We start from the raw sequence: 19,480 nt of genomic DNA on the forward strand, positions 1-19,480 counted from the left end.
AGCCCAGCCCCCGCTAAACCACCTTGCCCGGATTGAGGATGCCCTTCGGATCGAGCGTGCGCTTGATCGAGCGCATGAGCTCCAACTCGACCTCGGATTTGGCGTGGGGAAGCATGTCCCGCTTCGCCTGACCGACCCCATGCTCCGCCGAGATGGAGCCGCCGAGATCCAGCACGATCTCGTGCACCGCCGCGTTCACCGCTTCCCAGTGGGACAGGAAGATCGCCTTATCCTGTCCCGGGGGCTGGCTGATATTGTAGTGGATGTTGCCGTCGCCGTAGTGGCCGAAGGGAACGGGCCGCGCGCCCGGCACCATGAGCTGGATAAGCTGATCGGCCCGGGTGATGAACTCCGGAATGTCGGCGACCGGCACCGAGACGTCGTGCTTTATGCTGCCGCCTTCGTATTTCTGAGCCTCGCTCATATCTTCACGCAGACGCCACAGGGCGCCGGCCTGATCGAGGGAATGGGCGATGGTGCCGTCGGCGATCTCGCCCGCTTCCAGCGCTTCCGCCAACAGGGCCTCGACGCCGGAAGCCAGCCCGGCATCGGCATTGGCGGAGGAGAACTCCACCAGCGCGTACCAGGCATGGGACTTCTGGAGTGGATCCTTGGTGCCCTCGAAATGGCGGGTCACGAACTCGATCCCGATGCGCGGGATGATCTCGAACGCCGTCAGCTCCGTGGCCCCGAACTGATAGGCCCGATCAAAGAACGCCGCCGCATCCTGTAGGGAGCGAAACCCGACCATGGCGGTGGCCGTCTCGGCGGGAATCGGGAACAGCCGAATGACCGCGGCGGTGATCACGCCGAGCGTGCCCTCCGCCCCCATGAAAAGATGCTTCAGGTCGTAGCCGCTATTGTCCTTGCGGAGCGGTTTCAGCCCGTCCCAGACGCGCCCGTCGGCGAGCACCACTTCCAGGCCCAGGACCAGATCGCGCGCATTCCCGTAGGCGAGCACCGCCGTGCCCCCGGCGTTGGTGGAGAGCACGCCGCCGATCTGGCAGCTGCCTTCCGAGGCGATACGCAACGGAAAAAGGCGATGCGCATTGAGGGCCACGTCCTGAGCCTGAGCCAGCACCAGCCCGGCCTCGACGGTCATGCAGTTCCCGGCAAGATCGATCTCGCGGATCCGATTGAGCCGGGAAAGATTAAGCAGGATCTCATCGCCGGCCTCGGAGGGGATCTGCCCGCCCACCAGCCCCGTATTGCCGCCCTGGGGTACGATGGCCGTTCCGGTCTGGTTGGCCAGTGCCAGGATCTGGGAGACCTCGTCGACGCTGCCGGGCATCAGGACGAGTGCCGCCTTGCCGTGATAACGGTCGCGCCATTCGTGCAGATAGGGCGCCATCGCGCCCGCATCGGAGATGGCGTGGGCTTCGCCGACGATGGCGACGAATTGCTGGAGGATGTCGGGGGAGGGCGCCTTGAGCTCTGCCATGACGTGCCGCTCAGCGCTCCGCCGCCGCCCGCTGCAGCCGGTCGTTGATCGCCTCGCCGAGACCTTCGAAGGGGATCGGCATCACCGCGATACTGCCGGCCGCTGTCTCGTCCAGCGCGCGCAAGGCGTGGAAGAAATTCGCCGCCGCCTCCTGCAGGTCGCCGCTCTCGCTAAGATTGAAGGTGGGGCCGTCGAAGGGCGGAGCATCGGGGCCGAACGTCAGGAACGCCTCGCCCGGTTTGGGATCCGTCGCTCCGAGGCGGATCGCGCTGTCGGGCGCATAGTGGCTGGCAAGCTGCCCCGGCGAAAGTGGCGCGCCTTCAATGCCGCCGAAGCTGCTCAGCTTGCGCCCCAGAACCTCCTCGATCTCTTCCCGCGGCAGCGCGCCGCTGCGCAGGATCTGCGGCCCGTCCTCGGTGACGCGGATGACCGTTGATTCCAGGCCGATGGGGCAGCGTCCGCCGTCCAGGATGATGGCCGGCACATCGCCCAGCTCGGCATGGACGTCGGCGGCCGATGTCGGGCTGATCCGTCCCGAGCGGTTCGCGCTCGGCGCCGCGATTGGAAGCTGGGCGGTCTCCAGGAGGCGCCGCGCGACCTTGTGGGCCGGCGACCGGAGCGCGACCGTATCGAGACCCGAGGATACAAGCGGGCTCAAGGGGCAGTTCTCGAGACGCGGCAGAACCAGGGTCAGCGGACCCGGCCAGAACGCATCGGCCAGTTCCTCGGCGAGGGTCGAGAACGCGGCATATTCCGTGGCCGCGCCGAAATCGTGGACATGGACGATCAGCGGGTTGAAGCGAGGCCGCGACTTGGCGGCGAAGATGCCTGCGACCGCTGCACTGTCGAGCGCATTGGCCCCCAGGCCGTATACTGTCTCCGTCGGAAAGGCGACGAGCTCGCCCGCCGCCAGCGCGAGCGCTGCCCGGCTGAAATCGTTCTCGCTTCTGGCCACGATCTTCATAACAAGGCGCCTTGGGTGATCCTCAGGCGTTCATCCCGCGTTCGCACCCTACGGTCAAGGTCGCCGCCGCCCAAGTTGCTGAAGCAGGATCGGCCACGCTACAAGGTGGTATGAGCACGGTATTGCTGTCCCACCCCGATTGTCTGAAGCACGATACGAGCCCCGGCTATCCCGAACGCTCCGACCGCCTGCGCGCGATCTCCCGTGCCTTGCAGGACGAAGCGTTCGACGGCCTGGAGCGTGTCGAGGCGCCGAAGGCGTCACTGGGGACCATCGGTCTCGTGCATCCGCCCGCTTTCATCGAGGAGGTCAGGAAGGCCATCCCGCTGGAGGGTTATTCCCATCTCGACCCGGACACCGTGGTTTCGCCCGGAAGCTGGGATGCCGCCCTGCGTGCGGCCGGCGCGGGGATCGAGGCAGTCGACCGTGTCATGACCGGCAAGGCGGACAACGCCTTCTGCGCGATCCGCCCGCCCGGCCACCATGCCGAACCCGACCGCGCCATGGGATTCTGCCTATTCAGCAATATCGCGATCGCCGCCTTCCATGCCCGCGCGGCTCACGGCGCGGACCGGGTCGCCGTGGTCGATTTCGACGTCCATCACGGCAACGGCACCCAGAAGGCGTTCTGGAGCGAGAAGGATTTGTTCTACGGCTCGTCCCACCAGATGCCGCTCTTTCCGGGAACCGGTGCCGTCGACGAGACCGGTGTCGGCAATATCTGCAATGCTCCCTTGAGGCCCGGTGACGGGAGCGTGGAGTTCAAAGCGGCGTGGGACGACCGGATCATTCCCGCGCTGGAAGCCTTCTCGCCCGATCTTCTTCTGATTTCAGCCGGCTTCGATGCCCATCGCAGCGATCCGCTGGCCCAGATCGAGTTGAACGACGAGGATTTCGGCTGGATCACCGAGCGGCTTATGGAGGTGGCCGACACCCATTGCGATGGCCGTGTCGTCTCCATGCTCGAAGGCGGCTATGCGCTTGAAGCTTTGGCCCGCTCCACCGACCTCCACGTCAAGGCGCTGATGGCCGCCGCGGACTGACTGCGCGTCTCGGCCCGTCAGCCCTTCGCCACGATTTTCTTGTATCCCCTCGATCAAAGATTCGAAGAATTTCAGAGAGGAAACAATGTCACGTCTCACCACGGCGCCCCTTCTGGCCGCGATGGCACTCTCGCTAGGATTTGTCGCCGGTATCGCGAAAGCCGAGCCCTCCGAGATCCTGTTGCCCGAAGTGCATCCCTTCCCGGAGAGCATGACCTCCACCGAGGACGGCACCCTCTATGTCAGCAGCTTCTCCAACGGCGGCGTGCTCCGGGTAAAGCCGGGCGGCAAGCCGGAAGTGTGGATCGAGCCCGGCACCTTCGACACCCGCTCCACCTTGGGCGTGCTGGCCGACGAAGAGCGGGGCGTGCTTTGGGTTTGCTCCAGCGACGTCTCCGGGATCGGCGTGAAGGGCCCCAATGACATCAAGGGAAGCTATCTCAAGGTCTTCGATCTCGAGACCGGCCGGGGCGAGGTCAGTTACAAGCTCCCCAGCGAGATATCCGTCTGCAACGATATCGCCATCGGACCCGACGGCGCCGCGTACATCACCAACGTCGCCTCTCCCGAGATCCTCAAGCTCGACGAGGATGCGGGAGAGCTGAAAGTCTGGCTGACGGATGACGCCTTGAAGGGTGGGCTCGACGGGCTCGCATTCGGCGAGGACGGCAATCTCTATGTGAACACTTACAATGCCGGCGAGCTGTTCCGCGTCGACGTCGAGGATGGCGAGGCGAAAGGCTTCGAGAAGCTCGATACGGGGCCGCTGACCAAGCCCGACGGCATGCGGCCCATCGAGGGCGGCTTCGTCACGGTTCAGGGCGGCGGCGAGCTGAGCCGCATCTCTGTGGACGGCGACGACGTCACCATCGAGGAGATCGGGAGCTTCAAGGAGCCGACCGGTGTGACGGTCGCCGGCGACACGATCTGGGTCGCCGAAGGTCAGCTCGACTATCTCTCCGAGGAGAAGAAGGATCAGCCCCGGCCCGACTTCCACCTTCGCGCCGTACCGCTGCAGTAGCGGTGCACCTTAGCCAATGGCAGTGCGGGCCTGCTCTCCCCGCTGGGGAGAGGTGAAGATCGCCGCATCCGCCTCTTGATCCGGCGCGCGCAAGACCCGATAAAGCGAGCATGTCACAGACCCAAGATCACGCCGACATCAAGGACATGAGCTTCGAGCAGGCTCTGAAGGAGCTCGAAGGCATCGTCGAGCGCCTGGAAAAGGGCGATGTCGAGCTTGAGCACTCCATCGAGATCTATGAGCGCGGTGAGGCCCTGAAGCTCCATTGCGACGGGCTGCTGCGCAAGGCAGAGGCCAAGGTGGAAAAGATCTCTCTCGACGGCAGCGGCAAGGCTGCCGGCACCGAGCCCCTCGACGTCGAGGAGTAGCGCTTGATCTAGTGCTGAGCTGCGTGTGTCCGGTCGCTTTCCAGCACGGGCACCGGCGGCAGCGCCATCAGCGCCGGCTTGGCGAAGAAGTAGCCCTGGAAAAGCGAAATCCCGGCGGCCCGAAGCACGGCCAGCTCGTTCTCGCTCTCCACCCCTTCCGCCAGCACCGTGATATCCAGCGCGCGCGCCATGGAGACGATGCCCGCCACGATCACCTGCTTTGCGGGCGACGTATGGATGTCCCGCAAGAGGGCCATGTCGATCTTCAGAAGGTCCGGCTGCATCTGCGCCAGTAGGTTCAGCCCTGCGTAGCCGGCGCCGAAATCGTCGATCGCCGTGAGGAAACCGAATTTCCGATAGGTCTTCAGGATGTTCTGCACATGGGCGGTGTCGGTGATCCGCTCATCCTCTGTGAACTCGAACATCAGGTTCTTGTGAGGAAAGCCGGCGCGCTTGGCCGCGGCCAGCGACTTCTGGATGCAGGCCGTCGGCTCGTACACCGCATTGGGCATGAAATTGATCGAAAGCTTCAAGTCGCGGCCCTGATAGAGGGCGCCCGCCGTCTCGATCGCCATCACCCGAGCCGACTGGTCGAATTTGTATCGCGTCTCGTCCGAGACCTGGTCGAGCACCGAATAGGCGGGTTCGCCTTGCGAGCCGCGCACCAGCGCCTCGTAGCCCCAGACGCACCCTTGGGAGAGGTCGACAATGGGCTGGAAGGCCATCTTGAAGTCGAAGGGCAGCGCGATATCGTCACGGCATCCGGTGCAAGCACTCATTGGACAAGCCTTTCAATTCAAAAGCATTTTCCCCAGATATTAGGGGAAGCTCCTTAAAGGGCGTTAAGATCGGATAGATTGAGGGTTTCGGGCCCGCGCCGTTCTGCTGATAGCCTTGGGAGCCGAACTGTTCGCGACCAGCCCGCGGGAGCGCCGAGTCGCCATGGTTGCCAGGGCTGGAGAAGGCCGATAAAGGACGATAATCCAGGTTTTTCTCCCGCTTTTCTTCGTAATTTGCCAAGTAGGGGCCTTATGAGCGCCGATACCGAAACCCCCTTGCTCGATCAGATCCATCTCCCGGAAGACCTCCGGCAGCTTGACGATAGTCAGCTGGAGCAGCTTGCCGATGAGCTTCGTCGCGAGACCATCAACGCGGTGTCGGTCACCGGGGGGCATCTGGGCGCCGGCCTCGGCGTGGTCGAGCTCACCATCGCGCTGCACAAGGTTTTCGAGACGCCGAAGGACAAGGTGATCTGGGATGTCGGCCACCAGACCTATCCCCACAAGATCCTGACCGGGCGCCGCGACCGCATCCGCACTCTGCGTCAGCCGGGCGGCCTATCGGGCTTCCTGAAGCGCGCCGAGAGCGAATACGACGTTTTCGGTGCGGGCCATTCCTCCACCTCGATCTCCGCCGGGCTCGGCATGGCCGTGGCGCGCGATCTCTCGGGCGACGACTACAACGTCGTCTGCGTGATCGGCGACGGCGCCATGAGCGCCGGCATGGCCTACGAGGCGATGAACAATGCGGGCGCAATGGATTCCCGCCTGATCGTCGTGCTCAACGACAACGACATGTCCATCGCGCCTCCGGTCGGCGCCATGAGCGCTTATCTCGCGCGGTTGCTCTCCGGCGGGGCTTATCGCCAGATCCGCAACTGGGCGAAATATCTCGCCCATAAGATGCCCAAGAGCTGGGAGCGCCGGGCCGCCCGCGCCGAGGAATACACCCGCGGTCTTTGGACCGGCGGCACCCTCTTCGAGGAGATGGGCTTCTACTATGTCGGGCCCATCGATGGTCATAACTTCGATCATCTCCTGCCCGTGCTGCGCAACGTGCGCGACGCCGAGGGCGGACCGATCCTGGTCCATGTCGTGACCCAGAAGGGCAAGGGATATGGACCGGCCGAAGTCTCCGCCGACAAGTTCCACGGCGTCGGCAAGTTCGACGTCATCACCGGCACCCAGGAGAAGTCCACCGGCAATCCGCCGAGCTATACCAAGGTCTTCGCCGGCGCCCTGATGAAGGCCGCGGAGAAGGACGACAAAATCGTTGCGATCACGGCCGCCATGCCGTCCGGCACGGGACTCGACAAGTTTGCGGAAGCCTATCCCGAGCGCAGCTTCGACGTGGGCATCGCCGAGCAGCATGCCGTGACCTTTGCCGCCGGCCTCGCCGCGGAAGGCTACAAGCCGTTTGCCGCCATCTACTCGACCTTCTTGCAGCGGGCTTACGATCAGGTGGTCCACGACGTGGCGGTGCAGAACCTGCCCGTGCGGTTCGCTATCGACAGGGCAGGCCTGGTGGGCGCCGACGGTCCGACCCATGCGGGCACGTTCGACACGGCTTTTCTCTGCTGCCTGCCCAATATGGTGGTGATGGCCGCGTCCGACGAAGCGGAGCTCACCCGCATGGTGGCGACCGCCGCCGCCTATGACGACGGGCCCATCGCCTTCCGCTATCCGCGGGGCGAGGGTGTTGGCGTCGAGATTCCGGAAAGTCCGGAGCCGCTGGCGATCGGCAAGGGAAGGGTGCTTCAGGAAGGCTCGAAGGTTGCTCTGCTATCCTTCGGTGGCCGCTTGAGCGAAGCCACCGCCGCGGCCGAACAACTCGCGGGCTACGGCCTCTCAGCCACCGTCGCGGATGCGCGGTTCGCCAAGCCTCTGGATATGGAGCTGCTCCGTAAGCTTGCCGGCAGCCACGAGGTGCTCGTCACCATCGAGGAGGGATCCTCGGGCGGCTTTGGCGCTGCCGTGCTCGAAGCGCTTTCGAAGGAAGGCCTGCTCGACCAGACCCTGGCGGTGCGGACCCTGACCTTGCCCGATATCTTCATCGATCAGGGCAAGCCCGCTCAGATGTATTCCGATGCGGGCCTCGATGCGGTCGGTATCGTCGAGACGGTGTTTGCGGCCCTTGGCGGAGAGGTCGCGAAGGACGCGCCGGGGCGGGCCTAGAGCGGCCAGACGGGACTAATCGAGCTTGCAGTCCGCGGTGAAGCTTTTCACCGCGTCTTCCCGGCCGGCGCCGTCGAAGGTGCGGGTGGTATCGCCGATCTTGATCGTCAGCGGGCCTTCGGTCCGCAGCACGTTCATCACAGGCTTGATGGGGAATCCGCTGACCTCGGCATAGACCTGGTCGCTCTCCTCTTCCTTCGCCGCCTCGCCCTTCAGCGGCGCGGCAATGGAGCCCGCCGCCAGCTCGATCGTGATCGGGTCGCCGGTCTTCGCGTCGCCCACGTCGTCGTAGATGTCGAGCACGGCGACTTCCAGCTCGTTGAAGCAGGACAGCAGCAGAAGCGGCAGATCGGCATCGAACGCACCGTATTGCAGGGCGCTCATGTCGCCGGTCGACTGGGACGACCAGACGGCGTTCTCCTGAGTGCGGGCCGATGCCGCCAGCGGCACGGCGGTGATCGCGAGAACGATAAGGAACCGCTTCAGAAGATGAGTCATACCCAAACGCCTTTGCATAATTCCGTGCAGAGCTTCGGTTCGCACCTGCCGGCCTGCGCAGGGCCGTAACCCAACGCAACGCGCCGCGGAGAGTTGCAGGGCGTCGGAACCGCGGGGCCTAACGCCTTATAATCATTGGCGCAGAACCCGCCTTGTCCTAGTGCAAGCGGACGTTGAGGGCAAATGTAAAGCGCCACCGGGGGAAGACTAGGCAACCCCCGGCTTGACCTTACGAGGCGCGCCTCAGCCCCTTCAACGAAGCGATGCGCAGGGCGAGATAGGGCGAGAAATAGCCGTCATAGCGCAGCCAAAGCGCCGGACTCCGCCAGTCTTCGCCCGACACCCGGCCGCGGCACTCGGCGGCGCCGCAGCCGCAGTCGAACTCGTCATACGGCGCGCTATCGCACATCGCATAGTCGAAGGTGACCTCCTCGCCCGGCGCGATATCCCGCATGGCGACGATGCCGATCTGCCCGCGGAGCCCGGCATTGGGCGCGCAGGAATGATTGAGCATATCGGCACCTTCGGTCGTGTTGAGCGAGGTGAGGAAGAGGTCCTCGTCCACCTGCACCGTCCGCCGCCGCATCGCATCGGGCAATGTGGCGAGCTCGGCGCTTCCAATCAGCCGGCCGCTCCACATGGCGATCAGCTCGTCCTTGCCGATCGGCGCCCGGGCGACGACCGTCTTGCCGCCCTTTTCGGGCGCATCGATCACCTCGCAACGCGGCGAGAGATACGCTGTCTCGCCCTGCGGCCCCGAAGAGACGACCGCAAGGGAAAAAGCACGCTTAGACATGCTGAATGGATCTCCGTCAGGAGCTCTGCGGACGCCGGCTATAGGGCGACGCTGCATCGGCGGTGAAGGGAAGGGTGTTCGACAGGACCGTCTCGGATTGCAGAGTTTCGGCCTGGAAAGCTTCGGGCTTCGGGATCTCGTTCATTTCAGATCCGAACCCCGAAAAATTGGGGAACAGCTCGCCATAATCGCAGGTGAGCTCTTCGCCGGCCTGAATATCGTCGAGGGCGAACCCCTTGTAGAAGTCACGGAAATCCGTATTCGGGGCACCCGAATGGTTCATGAAACGCCCGTTGTCGGAGTCCACGACCACGTAGCCGTCCCGCTCCAGATGGGGATACGAATAGATGCGGACGAAATCCTGCATATGCGTCGGCAGGGCCGCGATGTCCTGGGATGACATCTGAACATCGAGCTTTTCGTGCAAGCTCCAGATCAGAGTGCCTTTGGGCACGAAATCCTGTGAGAAAACGCCGATTCCCTGAATCGTGCTCGGCGCGATATAGGTTCGGATTAGCATCATGGAAGGCGCATCCAAGGCCCGATGCGAACGCAGGAAGGCCGGGCCGGCCTCTTCCTTGCGCTTCTGCTAAAGGCAGCGCCGAATTCGCGTCGGCGGAACTCGCCATTTAAGAGCAATGCCCTTGTCCCGCTACAAAAAAACACGCATCGATCAGCTTTTGGTGACGGAGGGTTTTGCGGAGACGAGATCGCGCGCCGCCGATGCCATCAAGCGGGGTTGCGTCACCGTCGACGGGCGGGCCGTGAGCAAGCCCGGGCAGCTGGTTTCCGACCATGCCGACATCGTTCTTTCGGACGATGCGCTTCCCTTCGTTTCCCGCGGCGGGCTGAAGCTGGCGGCGGCTCTCGATGCCTTCGGATTCGACCCCGCGGGCCGGACCGGGCTCGATATCGGGGCGGCGACCGGGGGTTTCACCGATGTGCTGCTGTCCCGCGGGGCGGACCATGTCTACGCGGTTGATGTCGGCCGAAGCCAGCTCCATCGAAGCCTCCGGGAAGACCCCAGAGTGACGGTGATGGAGGAGACCGACGCCCGGACCCTGGAGGCCGACCGGTTCGCCTCTCCCATAGGTGCCGTCGTCTGCGACGTGAGCTTCATCAGCGCGACTTTGGTCCTTCCTCGGCCGTTGGGCCTGGCAGCGCCCGGAGCATGGGCGGTCTGCCTTGTGAAGCCGCAATTCGAGTCCCGCCCCGACGCCATCGGCAAGGGAGGCATCGTGAAGGCCGATGTCGATCGCCGCCTTGCCGTCGCGCGCGTCCGGGATTTTCTGGAATTCGAGGCAGGGTGGAAGATCGTGGGAAAGATCGAGTCACCGATTGCCGGCGGCAGCGGCAATCAGGAGTTTCTGCTCGGCGCGGTCTCGGATCGCGCTTCGCTTGCCCGAGGATGACGTCCTCAATCGGCCAGCAACCTCTCCACGAACGCCGGCACCACAGCGCTCGCCGGCCCGTAATCGGCTTCCGCAAATAGGCTAGCCCGTTCCGACCGATCGAGATTGAGCTCCACCGTATGGGCGCCTGAGCCGGCCGCCTCCGCCACGAAGCCGGCCGCCGGATAGACCGTGCCGCTGGTGCCGATGGCGATGAAGAGATCGCAGGCAGAAAGCGCCGCATGGATGCGCTCCATCTCGCGTGGCATCTCGCCGAACCAGACCACGTCGGGCCGCATTGCACCGGTCGCCCCGCAGAACGGACAGGGCGTCTGCAGAGAGAGATCCTCGCCCCACGGGGTGCTCTTGCCGCACTCGGCGCAGAGCGCCGAGGCCAGTTCCCCATGCATTTGGATCGGCGCGCGGCACCCCGCCGCCTCGTGCAGCCCGTCGATGTTCTGGGTGACGATCAGCACCTCGCCTGGATGCTCCTGCTCCAGACGGGCCAGCGCGACATGAGCTGGATTAGGCGTCGCCGTCTTCAGCCAGGCGCGGCGCATATTGTAGAAATCGTGCACCTTCACCGGATTGCGGGCGAAGCCTTCGGGCGTCGCGACCTCTTCCAGGTCATACTCTTCCCACAGCCCGCCGGCGCCCCGGAACGTGCCGAGGCCGCTCTCCGCCGAAAGCCCTGCACCGGTGAGGATGACGATCTTCTCGTAGGTCATGGATGCGAAGGCGGTGGTTGCTGGGTCTTCGGGTCGCGCTCCGCTTGCGCGAGGATGACAGCCGAGTCTGGAGCTAACCTTTGCCGGTCTGCCCGCGGTGACGAAGATAGTGGTCCGCCAGCACCAGCGCCATCATCGCTTCGCCGATAGGAACGGCGCGGATGCCGACGCACGGATCGTGGCGGCCCTTGGTCGAGACGTCGGTCTCGTTGCCCGCCTTGTCGACGGTCTGCACGGGAGTGAGGATGGACGAGGTCGGCTTCACGGCGAAGCGTGCGACGATGGCTTGGCCGGTCGAGATGCCGCCCACGATACCGCCCGCGTGATTGGATAGAAACACCGGCTCGCCGTCGTCGCCCAGGCGCATGCGGTCGGCGTTCTCCGTGCCGGTCATGGCCGCTGTGGCGAAGCCGGCGCCGATCTCGACACCCTTCACCGCGTTGATGCTCATGAGTGCGGAGCAGATATCCTGATCGAGCTTGGCGTAGACCGGCGCGCCTAGGCCCGGCGGCACGCCTTCTGCGACCACCTCGATCACCGCACCGCAGGAATTGCCGTCCTTGCGCAAGGCATCGAGATATTCGCCCCAATGGGAGACCACTTTCGGGTCGGGCGAGAAGAACGGGTTCTCGTCGACCTCGCCCCAATCCCAGTTCTCCCGGGTGATCGGGTGGGGACCCATCTGCACCAGCGCGCCGCGGATCGTGACCCCGGGCAGCACCTTGCGCGCCACGGCGCCCGCCGCCACCCGGCAGGCCGTCTCCCGCGCTGAGGCCCGGCCCGAGCCGCGATAATCCCGCACGCCGTATTTCACGAAATAGCTGTAATCCGCGTGGCCCGGGCGAAACTTGTCTTTGATGTCGCCGTAATCCTTCGATCGCTGATCCGTGTTCTGGATCTCCAGCGCGATCGGCGTGCCCGTGGTGACCTGCTTGCCGGTCTTCTCGTCGGTGAAGACGCCGGATATGATCGCCACTTCGTCCGCTTCCTTCCGCTGGGTGGTGAAGCGCGACTGGCCTGGCTTGCGCTTATCCAGAAAGCCCTGGATGTCGGCCTCGGTCAGCGGAATTCCGGGCGGGCAGCCATCCACCACGCAGCCGATCGCCGGCCCATGGCTTTCGCCCCAGGTCGTCATGCGGAAGAGATGGCCGAACGTGTTGTGCGACATGGCGGTGTTTTAGAGTTGCGGATCGGGCGCGGCAAGTTGGGAGCGTAGCCAATGTTTCGCAACAAACCGTTGCGCCGACCTCAGCATCATCACCGGGCTTGTCCCGGTGATCCATGAACACCTCGCGAAAATCGCTGGCACTGACGTCATGCCCGGCACAAGGCCGGGCATGACGTCAGTGGGAGGTTCGCTACTCCACCACCTTCTCGATATCCGGCGCGTCCTCGCGCTTCATGCCGACGATGTGATAGCCGGAATCTATATGCAGCACCTCGCCGGTCATGCCGCGGCCGAGATCGGAGAGCAGATACAGCGCGCCGCCGCCAACCTCTTCGAGGGTGACCGTCCGCTTGAGCGGCGAGTTGTACTCGTTCCACTTCAGGATGTAGCGGAAGTCGGCGATGCCGGAAGCCGCCAGCGTCTTTATCGGCCCGGCGGAAATCGCGTTCACGCGGATGCCCTTCTCGCCCAGATCGGCCGCCAGATAGCGCACGCTCGCCTCCAGCGCAGCCTTCGCCACCCCCATCACATTGTAATGAGGCATGACCTTCTCGGCGCCGTAATAGGTCAGCGTGATCATGGATCCGCCGTCCGGCATCAGCTTCTCCGCCCGCTTCGCAAGAGCGGTGAAGGAGAAGCATGAGATCTTCATGGTCTGGGTGAAGTTGTCTTCGGTCGTGTCGACGTAGCGTCCGTCGAGCTGCGACTTGTCGGAATAGGCGATCGCATGGACGAGGAAGTCGATGGAGCCCCATTCCTTCTCGAGCGTCTCGAAGACCTTGTCGATGGAGGCCTCGTCGGTCACATCGCAGGGCAGCACCATCTTGGCGCCGATCTGCTCAGCCAGCGGTTCGACACGCTTCTTCAGCGCGTCTCCCTGATAGGTGAGCGCGATCTCTGCACCCTGATCGGCGCAGGCCTTGGTGATTCCCCAAGCGATGGAGCGGTTATTGGCGACGCCGAGAACGATGCCGCGCTTGCCCGCCATGAGATTGCCAGTTTCGGCCATGGACACATCCCCCTGTTCCGGTGCCGCTTTAAAGCAGAAAGCGGCACGGGTCGATAGAAGGTTGTGGCCTTATAGGCCGCAGAACCCTTGCGAGGCTAGGTCCAATCGCCGCCTATCGTTAGCGTCCCGGCAAGCCCGGTCAGCCGTCGAGGCTCCAATTCCCGTCCTTGCCCCGGCACGCCGTGCCCACCACCGCGCGCTCATAGGTGCCGAGCGTAATGGAATAGTTCACCTTGCGGCAAACCCGGCCCTGATCGTCCCGAAAGGCCGAGATGGTCTTGATCACGCCGGAAAGTCCATTCTTCTGGCGCTTCCAGACCAGCGTGGCCCCGTCGCCGAGCTGCATCAAGGCGATCTCCAGGGCCTTGAACGCCACATCGCGGTCGCTCTTATCCAGTTTGGATTTCAATGCCGCGATGGTGGCGGGCTCGGTGATGGCCTGCTCTTCGGTAGCCCAAGCCGGCCCCCGCAAGGACACGCCGGGCATCGGCGTCAGGTCCAATGATGCTGACTGCTCCTGGGCCAGCGAAGAGGCGGGGGCGGGTGCCAGAAGAAATAACGCCAGGCAACCCGCCCCTATGATGATAGGAGCGTTCCAATGGAACGTACGCATAACCACTCGTCCCCAAACAAACGCGAGCCAAATACACAGCCGCGCCAACTATCAACGAGAGCCATGTTGATCCAACAGGGTGAGCAAACCGTAAATGCCGGTGCCGGAAGGAGATGAAAATCGACGTGGCCGAAACAAAAATTGCAAAAGCCGCGCGAAACGGTAGAAGGGCGGCACTGCCATGGCCGAAAATTCCGATCTTTCAGAGTTGAAGAAAGGCGCCGCCGAAGCCCTGTCGGGGGCCGAGGATCCGTTCGCGCTCTTCGCCCGGTGGCTTGAGGAGGCCCACGCCCATGAGCCGCCCGAGGCCAACGCCATGGCTCTGGCCACAGCGGATGGGAGCGGCCTGCCCAATGTGCGCATGGTGCTCCTGAAGGACCTGAGCCCGGAAGGCCTGGTCTTCTACACCAACTCCGAAAGCGTGAAAGGTGACGAGCTCGCCGGCAATCCGAAGGCCGCCATCTGCTTCCATTGGAAAGCTTTGGGCCGGCAGATCCGGGCGCGCGGCCGCGTGGAGCTGACGACCCCCGAGGAGGCGGATCATTATTTCGGCACGCGGGCGCGGGAAAGCCGCATCGGCGCCTGGGCGTCCCAGCAATCCAGGCCGCTCCCCTCCCGGGAGGTGCTGGAGGAAGCCGTGAAGACCCGCGAATCCGAGTTCGGCGACGGGCCGGTGCCGCGCCCGCCACATTGGCTCGGCTATCGCATCGTCCCGCTTGAGATCGAGTTCTGGCTGAGCCGGGACTTCCGCTTGCACGACCGGATGGTGTTCCGCAGAGAATCGCCGCAACACGAATGGAAGCGGGAGCGGCTCTACCCGTAAGCCGCCCCAACGCCTATCTTATGGCGAGCCAGTTCCTCAGAAACCACCGCGAGACCGCATGACCGTGATTCCCAACGAAGAGCGCAAGACGCTGATCCTGACCGGCGCCAGCCGCGGCATCGGCCACGCGACCGTAAAGCGCTTCTCTTCGGCCGGCTGGCGGGTCATCACCTGCTCGCGGCATCCGTTCCCCGAGAATTGTCCCTGGGAGGCCGGTCCGGAAGATCACATCCAGGTCGACCTCTCCGATTCTAAGAACACCCTGGACGCCATCGGTGAGATGCGCGACCGGCTGAAGGCCCAAGGCTCGCGGCTGAACGCGCTGGTAAACAATGCCGGCATTTCGCCCAAGAGCGAGGATGGCAACCGTCTGGGCACCATCGAGATGGAAGTGAAGGACTGGCAGTGGGTCTTCCAGGTCAATTTTTTCGCCCCCGTCATGCTGGCCCGCGGCCTGCTTGAAGAGCTGAGCGCGGCTGAAGGCGCCGTGGTCAACGTGACCTCCATCGCCGGCTCCCGCGTGCATCCCTTCGCCGGAGCCGCCTATTCGACATCGAAGGCGGCCCTCGCGTCGCTGACGCGGGAGATGGCCAACGACTTCGCACCCCACGGTGTCCGGGTGAACGCCATCTCGCCGGGCGAGATCGATACCGCGATTCTGTCGCCTGGCACCGACAAGCTCCTGGAAGAAATTCCCATGCATCGCCTCGGCACCCCGGAGGAGGTGGCGAAGGCCATCTATTTCCTCTGCACCGATCAGTCGAGCTATGTGAACGGCGCCGAACTCCACATCAACGGCGGCCAGCACGTTTAGCGGCTGAGGCTCGGGCCACGATGTAGGGTGTCATGCCCGGCCCTGTGCCGGGCATCCATAACCCCTGCATACATTCTTCCAACGAGCGTCGATGTTCATGGATTGCCGGGACGAGCCCGGCAATGACGTCGAGATAGGGAACCTGTTTCGATCCTCTAAGCCGCCCGCAGCCCTTCGCGGCGCACCATCTCCTCCGCAGCATCGAGCCCGCGGCCCAGCGCATCGAACAGCTCGTCGATCTGATCCTCCGTGATGATGAGTGGCGGGCAGATGCCGATCGTGTCGCCGATGGGCCGGATGATCAGCCCCTCCTTCTGGATCAGCGCCGCCGCCTTCGCGCCCACGAACTGCTTCGGATCGAAGGGCAGCTTCGTCGCCTTGTCGGCCACCAGCTCCACGCCGCCGATCAGCCCCATGCCGCGGGCCTCACCCACCAGCGGATGATCGGATAGCGCTTTCAGCCGCGCCTGGAATTTCGGCGCGATCTTGGCGACCCGCCCGGCGATATTCTCCCGCTCGTAGATCTCAAGCGTCTTGACGCCGAGCGCTGCGGAGAGCGGATGGCCGCCATAGGTGAAGCCGTGGCCGAACGTGCCGATCTTCTCGCTCTCGTCGAGCATCGCCTCGTAGACCGTCTCCGACACGGTCACGGCGCCGAGCGGGGCGTAGGCGGAGGTCAGTGCCTTGGCGAGAGAGACGGTGTCGGGCTCGATCCCCAGCGCTTCGGAGCCGAACATCGTCCCGAGCCGGCCGAACCCGGTGATCACTTCGTCGGCGATAAACAGGATGTCGTATTTCGCGAGCACCGCCTGGACGGCGTCGAAATACCCGTCCGGCGGCACGATCACACCGCCCGCACCCATCACCGGCTCGGCGACGAAGGCGGCGATGGTATCGGGACCTTCCGCGTTGATCAGCGCATCCAGATCTTCCGCGAGCCTCGCAGAGAAATCGCGCTCGCTCTCGCCGGCCTCCGCGAAGCGGTAATGATGCGGGCAGCTCGTGTGGAGAAACCGGTCGCCGTATGGAAGGTCGAAATCGAGATGGTTGTTCGGCAGCCCCGTCAGGCTGGCGCTCGCGATGGTGACGCCGTGATAGGCCTTCACCCGCGAGATGATCTTCTTCTTCTCCGGCTTGCCACGGGCATTGTTGTAATACCAGGCGAGCTTCACCTGGCTGTCGTTCGCCTCCGAGCCCGAGCAGGTGAAGAACACTTTCGAGACCGGGCAGGGAGCGATCTGCTTGATCTTCTCGGCCAGCGCGATCGCCGGCTCGTGGCTCTTGCCGCCGAACAGATGGGTGAAGGAAAGGGTGGAGAGCTGCTCGCGTGCCGTCTCGATCAGCTCCTCGTTGCCGTAGCCTAGCGCCGTGCACCAGAGACCGGCCAGCCCTTCGAGATAGCGGTTGCCTTCGGTGTCGGTGACATAGACGCCTTCGCCGCGTGCGAGGATCGTCGGCCCGCTCTCGCGAAACGCGGAAAGGTTAGTATAAGGGTGGACCAGGCTGGCGATATCTTCCTGCTGGTCTGGCTGAAACTGCGGCATGGAAACTCCTTAGAGCCTGAGACGACCTATGGGCGGTAGACTAGTGAAACTGGCGGGCAGGGTGCAGCCCCTCAAAGCCGCGAGGCAAGCGACATGACAGCGCCATTCCCGCTGAAGCCGTCCCGGGCCTCCATATGGGGCCGCAGGCTCGCGCTCTACTTCCTGCTGCTCCTGCTGCTGACGGCGGCCCTGCATTACTTCGCGCCGCTCGGCACCAAGGCCGCGATCAATCTGCTTGCGGTCTGTTTCGCTGGCCTGGCGATCTCCTTGTCCCTCACCTTGGTCGGCCTCATCCGGATCTGGCGGGGCGACCGGCGCGGCAGCAGCGATCCCGTCTTCGCGCTCATATTCGCCGGTATCGGCTGGCACCCTTTCTCTGGTTCGGGGCGCAAGCGCCCAGCTCCCTGCGCTCACCCAGGCCGCAACGACGCCTGAGCGTCCGATCCCCCTGAAGGACTCATCCGCCCGGCCCGCCGACGCCAATCCGATCGAAGCGCCGGACGAAGAGGAGATTGCCGCCCAACGAAAGGCCTATCCCAATATCCAGCCTCTTGTTCTGGAGCGTTCCGCGGCGGAGGGCTTTGCGCTGGCGCGGGAGGCCATGCGCCGTCTGAACTGGGAGATCGTCACCATGGAGCCGCCGGTCCAGAACAGCCTCGGCTACATCCAGGCGAAGGCCCACACCCTGGTCATGGGGTTCACCGATGACGTCGTCCTGGAGGTCGTCGGCGATGCCGCCACCGCGACCATCGACGTGCGCTCCATCTCCCGCTACGGCAACCACGACATCGGCACCAATGCCGCGCGAATCGATGCGCTGTTCGACGAGATTCGCGAAGGTATCCGGAAAGGCGAGCAGCCGGTGATCGAGGCCGAGCCCGGCGTGCCGATCCCGACCCGCAAGACGCCGCGCTGATCGGGGTGTCTGCCGTCTGGGGTGGCGATGAAACCTAAGACGCGCGGCTCGTCTGCTGCTCGGCAAGCGCATAGGCGCTGAGCAGGCCGGGGCTTCCCTCGCAGGTCACCAGTCCGCGCGCCATCAGATATTCCAGATGGGCGAAGACGGAGAGGGCGGCAGCGCCCTTCAGCCCGTCGTCCAAACCGCCATAGAGCCGGTCGACGATCGGCGCGATATGGTTCACGCCGTCTTCCAAGCAGGCGAGGATGGTCTGCTCCCGCCACTTCCGGTGCATCATGTAGGCCCGCACCACCCGCTGTGGTGTCTGGATGCGGCCGCCATGTCCGGGCAGGAACACCTTGTCGTTGCGCGCCATCAGCTTCTCGAGCGAGGCGAGGAAATCCTCCAGGCTGCCTTCCGGGGGCGCGATCACCGTGGTGTTCCAGCCCATCACGTGGTCGCCGGTGAACACGGTGCGCTGGCCGACCAGGGCGAAGCACAGATGGTCCGGTGCGTGGCCCGGGGTATGGATCACGTCCAAGCTCCAGCCCTGGCCCTTCACCTCGTCGCCGTCCTTCAGGAAGCGGTCGGGCTGCAGGGTCTCGTCGATGAAGCCTTCGATGCCGGGAATGTTGATGGTCCGCGCCGAGGTCTCGCGGCCGAAAGCAAGCACCTCGCCGCCGAGCCGCTCCTGCAGGGGCCGTACCCCGTCGCTGTGATCGCGGTGGCGGTGGGTCAACAGGATGTGGCTCACACGCTGGCCGCGGGTGGCCTGGGCGATGGCATCCAGATGCGCAGGGTCCGACGGTCCCGGATCGATCACCGCCACCTCGCCTTCGCCCACGAGATAGGTGTTGGAGCCGAGGAAGGTATAGGGTCCCGGGTTGTTGGCCACGATGCGGCGCACGCCCGGAGCAACCTCTTCCGGCACGCCGTAATCGACCTCTGCACTTCGGTTGAACGCGAGTTCTGCGGACATCTATCTACGTCTTGATGGTTGTCAGGCGAACGATGGCTGTACGAAAAGTCCTAACCGACTGAAAACAGCCATAGAGATGCGCCCTTCTTCCATTCTATTTTGCGCAAAATGTGGCTCCGCGCTACCGCAACCCGCCAACGCCCTCAGGCACAACGTCGCGGCCTTTCCAAGAATTGGCTGCACGCGGGGAGAGTATTTCTCGGCGGCGGAAGCATCCCCTGATCAGAATTTGAGCAGCGTGATCAATTTACTGTCAGGAAATCATATTGACAGTCAGTTAAGCTTCCCTGACCCTGGCCCGCGAAAGTAGTTCCGCAGAGATTGGCCTCGAATTGGGCCGTTTTGCCGCGAATTCTTTCGTCGAGCGAAGGTTATGAGGAGCGGAAGGGTATGAGCGAACGGGTATGCGTTATCGGCGCTGGTCCGAG

At 64.2% G+C, this 19,480-nt stretch carries 21 protein-coding genes; 9 read left to right on the top strand and 12 right to left on the bottom strand.

The features are described 5' to 3' along the window. Nucleotides 1–13 precede the first annotated feature (13 nt). Both A7A08_RS09755 and A7A08_RS09760 read right to left on the bottom strand, forming a co-directional pair. Nucleotides 14–1,441, bottom strand: coding sequence for an FAD-binding oxidoreductase (locus tag A7A08_RS09755; RefSeq protein ID WP_069095278.1), 1,428 nt, complete (start codon nt 1,439–1,441; stop codon nt 14–16). Between the two features lie 10 nt (nt 1,442–1,451). Continuing rightward, nucleotides 1,452–2,405, bottom strand: a complete 954-nt coding sequence (locus A7A08_RS09760) for an L-threonylcarbamoyladenylate synthase (protein ID WP_069095279.1) — start codon at nt 2,403–2,405, stop codon at nt 1,452–1,454. 110 nt (nt 2,406–2,515) lie between these two features. On the opposite strand from A7A08_RS09760, the gene A7A08_RS09765 reads away from it, so the two are divergent. The 3 genes from A7A08_RS09765 (at nt 2,516) to A7A08_RS09775 (ending at nt 4,837) form a co-directional block, all read left to right on the top strand. Continuing rightward, a complete protein-coding gene (locus A7A08_RS09765) occupies nt 2,516–3,448 on the top strand; it encodes a histone deacetylase family protein (RefSeq protein ID WP_069095280.1) in 933 nt (310 codons plus the stop codon). A gap of 85 nt (nt 3,449–3,533) precedes the next feature. After that, nucleotides 3,534–4,469 carry a Vgb family protein gene (locus tag A7A08_RS09770; RefSeq protein WP_069095281.1) on the top strand — a complete coding sequence of 312 codons (936 nt, stop codon included), beginning with the start codon at nt 3,534–3,536 and terminating at the stop codon, nt 4,467–4,469. 110 nt (nt 4,470–4,579) lie between these two features. Continuing rightward, on the top strand, nt 4,580–4,837 hold the full coding sequence (locus A7A08_RS09775) for an exodeoxyribonuclease VII small subunit (protein ID WP_069095282.1): 258 nt from the start codon (nt 4,580–4,582) through the stop codon (nt 4,835–4,837). 8 nt (nt 4,838–4,845) lie between these two features. On the opposite strand, the gene A7A08_RS09780 is transcribed toward A7A08_RS09775, so the two are convergent. Further along, nucleotides 4,846–5,616 (bottom strand): EAL domain-containing protein, encoded by a 771-nt coding sequence (locus A7A08_RS09780; RefSeq protein WP_069095283.1) that lies wholly within the window; start codon nt 5,614–5,616, stop codon nt 4,846–4,848. Between the two features lie 252 nt (nt 5,617–5,868). Here A7A08_RS09780 and dxs point away from each other — a divergent pair, with 252 nt between their 5' ends. Next, the gene (dxs, locus tag A7A08_RS09785) at nt 5,869–7,791 is read left to right on the top strand and encodes a 1-deoxy-D-xylulose-5-phosphate synthase (protein ID WP_069095284.1); all 1,923 of its coding nucleotides are present in this window, start codon (nt 5,869–5,871) and stop codon (nt 7,789–7,791) included. 15 nt (nt 7,792–7,806) lie between these two features. On the opposite strand, the gene A7A08_RS09790 is transcribed toward dxs, so the two are convergent. The 3 genes from A7A08_RS09790 to A7A08_RS09800 form a co-directional block, all read right to left on the bottom strand. Then, nucleotides 7,807–8,289: a hypothetical protein gene (locus A7A08_RS09790; protein WP_069095285.1), complete on the bottom strand. Its 483-nt coding sequence runs from the start codon at nt 8,287–8,289 to the stop codon at nt 7,807–7,809. A gap of 229 nt (nt 8,290–8,518) precedes the next feature. After that, complete coding sequence (locus A7A08_RS09795) at nt 8,519–9,085, bottom strand: SET domain-containing protein (RefSeq protein WP_069095286.1); 567 nt, start codon at nt 9,083–9,085, stop codon at nt 8,519–8,521. Nucleotides 9,086–9,101: 16 nt separating this feature from the next. Next, a complete protein-coding gene (locus A7A08_RS09800) occupies nt 9,102–9,608 on the bottom strand; it encodes an SET domain-containing protein (protein ID WP_083226649.1) in 507 nt (168 codons plus the stop codon). A gap of 115 nt (nt 9,609–9,723) precedes the next feature. On the opposite strand from A7A08_RS09800, the gene A7A08_RS09805 reads away from it, so the two are divergent. After that, a complete protein-coding gene (locus A7A08_RS09805; protein ID WP_069095288.1) occupies nt 9,724–10,497 on the top strand; it encodes a TlyA family RNA methyltransferase in 774 nt (257 codons plus the stop codon). A gap of 5 nt (nt 10,498–10,502) precedes the next feature. Here the strand turns inward: A7A08_RS09805 and A7A08_RS09810 are convergent, their stop codons facing one another. The 4 genes from A7A08_RS09810 to A7A08_RS09825 all read right to left on the bottom strand — a co-directional run bounded on the left by A7A08_RS09810 (nt 10,503) and on the right by A7A08_RS09825 (nt 13,883). Continuing rightward, nucleotides 10,503–11,204 (bottom strand): NAD-dependent deacylase, encoded by a 702-nt coding sequence (locus tag A7A08_RS09810; RefSeq protein ID WP_069095289.1) that lies wholly within the window; start codon nt 11,202–11,204, stop codon nt 10,503–10,505. A gap of 73 nt (nt 11,205–11,277) precedes the next feature. After that, on the bottom strand, nt 11,278–12,372 hold the full coding sequence (gene aroC / locus A7A08_RS09815) for a chorismate synthase (protein ID WP_069095290.1): 1,095 nt from the start codon (nt 12,370–12,372) through the stop codon (nt 11,278–11,280). Nucleotides 12,373–12,562: 190 nt separating this feature from the next. After that, nucleotides 12,563–13,381, bottom strand: coding sequence for an enoyl-ACP reductase FabI (gene fabI, locus A7A08_RS09820; RefSeq protein WP_069095291.1), 819 nt, complete (start codon nt 13,379–13,381; stop codon nt 12,563–12,565). A 139-nt stretch (nt 13,382–13,520) separates the two neighbouring features. Then, entirely contained in the window at nt 13,521–13,883 is a 363-nt protein-coding gene (locus A7A08_RS09825; RefSeq protein ID WP_069095292.1) for an RT0821/Lpp0805 family surface protein, read from the bottom strand. A 292-nt stretch (nt 13,884–14,175) separates the two neighbouring features. Here A7A08_RS09825 and pdxH point away from each other — a divergent pair, with 292 nt between their 5' ends. Together pdxH and A7A08_RS09835 are read left to right on the top strand one after the other, a co-directional pair. Then, nucleotides 14,176–14,817, top strand: coding sequence for a pyridoxamine 5'-phosphate oxidase (gene pdxH / locus A7A08_RS09830; protein WP_069095293.1), 642 nt, complete (start codon nt 14,176–14,178; stop codon nt 14,815–14,817). A gap of 58 nt (nt 14,818–14,875) precedes the next feature. Continuing rightward, nucleotides 14,876–15,631 (top strand): SDR family NAD(P)-dependent oxidoreductase, encoded by a 756-nt coding sequence (locus A7A08_RS09835; protein WP_069095294.1) that lies wholly within the window; start codon nt 14,876–14,878, stop codon nt 15,629–15,631. 155 nt (nt 15,632–15,786) lie between these two features. Here the strand turns inward: A7A08_RS09835 and A7A08_RS09840 are convergent, their stop codons facing one another. Continuing rightward, the gene (locus A7A08_RS09840) at nt 15,787–17,175 is read right to left on the bottom strand and encodes an aminotransferase (RefSeq protein ID WP_069095295.1); all 1,389 of its coding nucleotides are present in this window, start codon (nt 17,173–17,175) and stop codon (nt 15,787–15,789) included. A gap of 93 nt (nt 17,176–17,268) precedes the next feature. Between A7A08_RS09840 and A7A08_RS16845 the strand changes: the two genes are divergently transcribed. Continuing rightward, complete coding sequence (locus A7A08_RS16845; RefSeq protein ID WP_069095296.1) at nt 17,269–17,610, top strand: hypothetical protein; 342 nt, start codon at nt 17,269–17,271, stop codon at nt 17,608–17,610. Nucleotides 17,611–17,686: 76 nt separating this feature from the next. Then, nucleotides 17,687–18,091, top strand: coding sequence for a DUF1499 domain-containing protein (locus A7A08_RS16850; RefSeq protein ID WP_342586655.1), 405 nt, complete (start codon nt 17,687–17,689; stop codon nt 18,089–18,091). 34 nt (nt 18,092–18,125) lie between these two features. On the opposite strand, the gene A7A08_RS09855 is transcribed toward A7A08_RS16850, so the two are convergent. Further along, nucleotides 18,126–19,052 (bottom strand): MBL fold metallo-hydrolase, encoded by a 927-nt coding sequence (locus A7A08_RS09855; protein ID WP_069095298.1) that lies wholly within the window; start codon nt 19,050–19,052, stop codon nt 18,126–18,128. Between the last annotated feature and the right edge of the window lie 428 nt (nt 19,053–19,480).

Source organism: Methyloligella halotolerans (assembly GCF_001708935.1).
GTDB classification, from domain to species: Bacteria; Pseudomonadota; Alphaproteobacteria; order Rhizobiales; family Methyloligellaceae; genus Methyloligella; species Methyloligella halotolerans.

Excerpts from the sequence above, each read along its gene's own strand:
- A7A08_RS09755 (WP_069095278.1), bottom strand. The coding sequence starts at position 1,441 with ATGGCAGAGCTCAAGGCGCCCTCCCCCGACATCCTCCAGCAATTCGTC.
- A7A08_RS09760 (WP_069095279.1), bottom strand. The coding sequence starts at position 2,405 with ATGAAGATCGTGGCCAGAAGCGAGAACGATTTCAGCCGGGCAGCGCTC.
- A7A08_RS09765 (WP_069095280.1), top strand. The coding sequence starts at position 2,516 with ATGAGCACGGTATTGCTGTCCCACCCCGATTGTCTGAAGCACGATACG.
- A7A08_RS09770 (WP_069095281.1), top strand. The coding sequence starts at position 3,534 with ATGTCACGTCTCACCACGGCGCCCCTTCTGGCCGCGATGGCACTCTCG.
- A7A08_RS09775 (WP_069095282.1), top strand. The coding sequence starts at position 4,580 with ATGTCACAGACCCAAGATCACGCCGACATCAAGGACATGAGCTTCGAG.
- A7A08_RS09780 (WP_069095283.1), bottom strand. The coding sequence starts at position 5,616 with ATGAGTGCTTGCACCGGATGCCGTGACGATATCGCGCTGCCCTTCGAC.
- dxs (WP_069095284.1), top strand. The coding sequence starts at position 5,869 with ATGAGCGCCGATACCGAAACCCCCTTGCTCGATCAGATCCATCTCCCG.
- A7A08_RS09790 (WP_069095285.1), bottom strand. The coding sequence starts at position 8,289 with ATGACTCATCTTCTGAAGCGGTTCCTTATCGTTCTCGCGATCACCGCC.
- A7A08_RS09795 (WP_069095286.1), bottom strand. The coding sequence starts at position 9,085 with ATGTCTAAGCGTGCTTTTTCCCTTGCGGTCGTCTCTTCGGGGCCGCAG.
- A7A08_RS09800 (WP_083226649.1), bottom strand. The coding sequence starts at position 9,608 with ATGATGCTAATCCGAACCTATATCGCGCCGAGCACGATTCAGGGAATC.
- A7A08_RS09805 (WP_069095288.1), top strand. The coding sequence starts at position 9,724 with ATGCCCTTGTCCCGCTACAAAAAAACACGCATCGATCAGCTTTTGGTG.
- A7A08_RS09810 (WP_069095289.1), bottom strand. The coding sequence starts at position 11,204 with ATGACCTACGAGAAGATCGTCATCCTCACCGGTGCAGGGCTTTCGGCG.
- aroC (WP_069095290.1), bottom strand. The coding sequence starts at position 12,372 with ATGTCGCACAACACGTTCGGCCATCTCTTCCGCATGACGACCTGGGGC.
- fabI (WP_069095291.1), bottom strand. The coding sequence starts at position 13,381 with ATGGCCGAAACTGGCAATCTCATGGCGGGCAAGCGCGGCATCGTTCTC.
- pdxH (WP_069095293.1), top strand. The coding sequence starts at position 14,176 with ATGGCCGAAAATTCCGATCTTTCAGAGTTGAAGAAAGGCGCCGCCGAA.
- A7A08_RS09835 (WP_069095294.1), top strand. The coding sequence starts at position 14,876 with ATGACCGTGATTCCCAACGAAGAGCGCAAGACGCTGATCCTGACCGGC.
- A7A08_RS09840 (WP_069095295.1), bottom strand. The coding sequence starts at position 17,175 with ATGCCGCAGTTTCAGCCAGACCAGCAGGAAGATATCGCCAGCCTGGTC.
- A7A08_RS16845 (WP_069095296.1), top strand. The coding sequence starts at position 17,269 with ATGACAGCGCCATTCCCGCTGAAGCCGTCCCGGGCCTCCATATGGGGC.
- A7A08_RS09855 (WP_069095298.1), bottom strand. The coding sequence starts at position 19,052 with ATGTCCGCAGAACTCGCGTTCAACCGAAGTGCAGAGGTCGATTACGGC.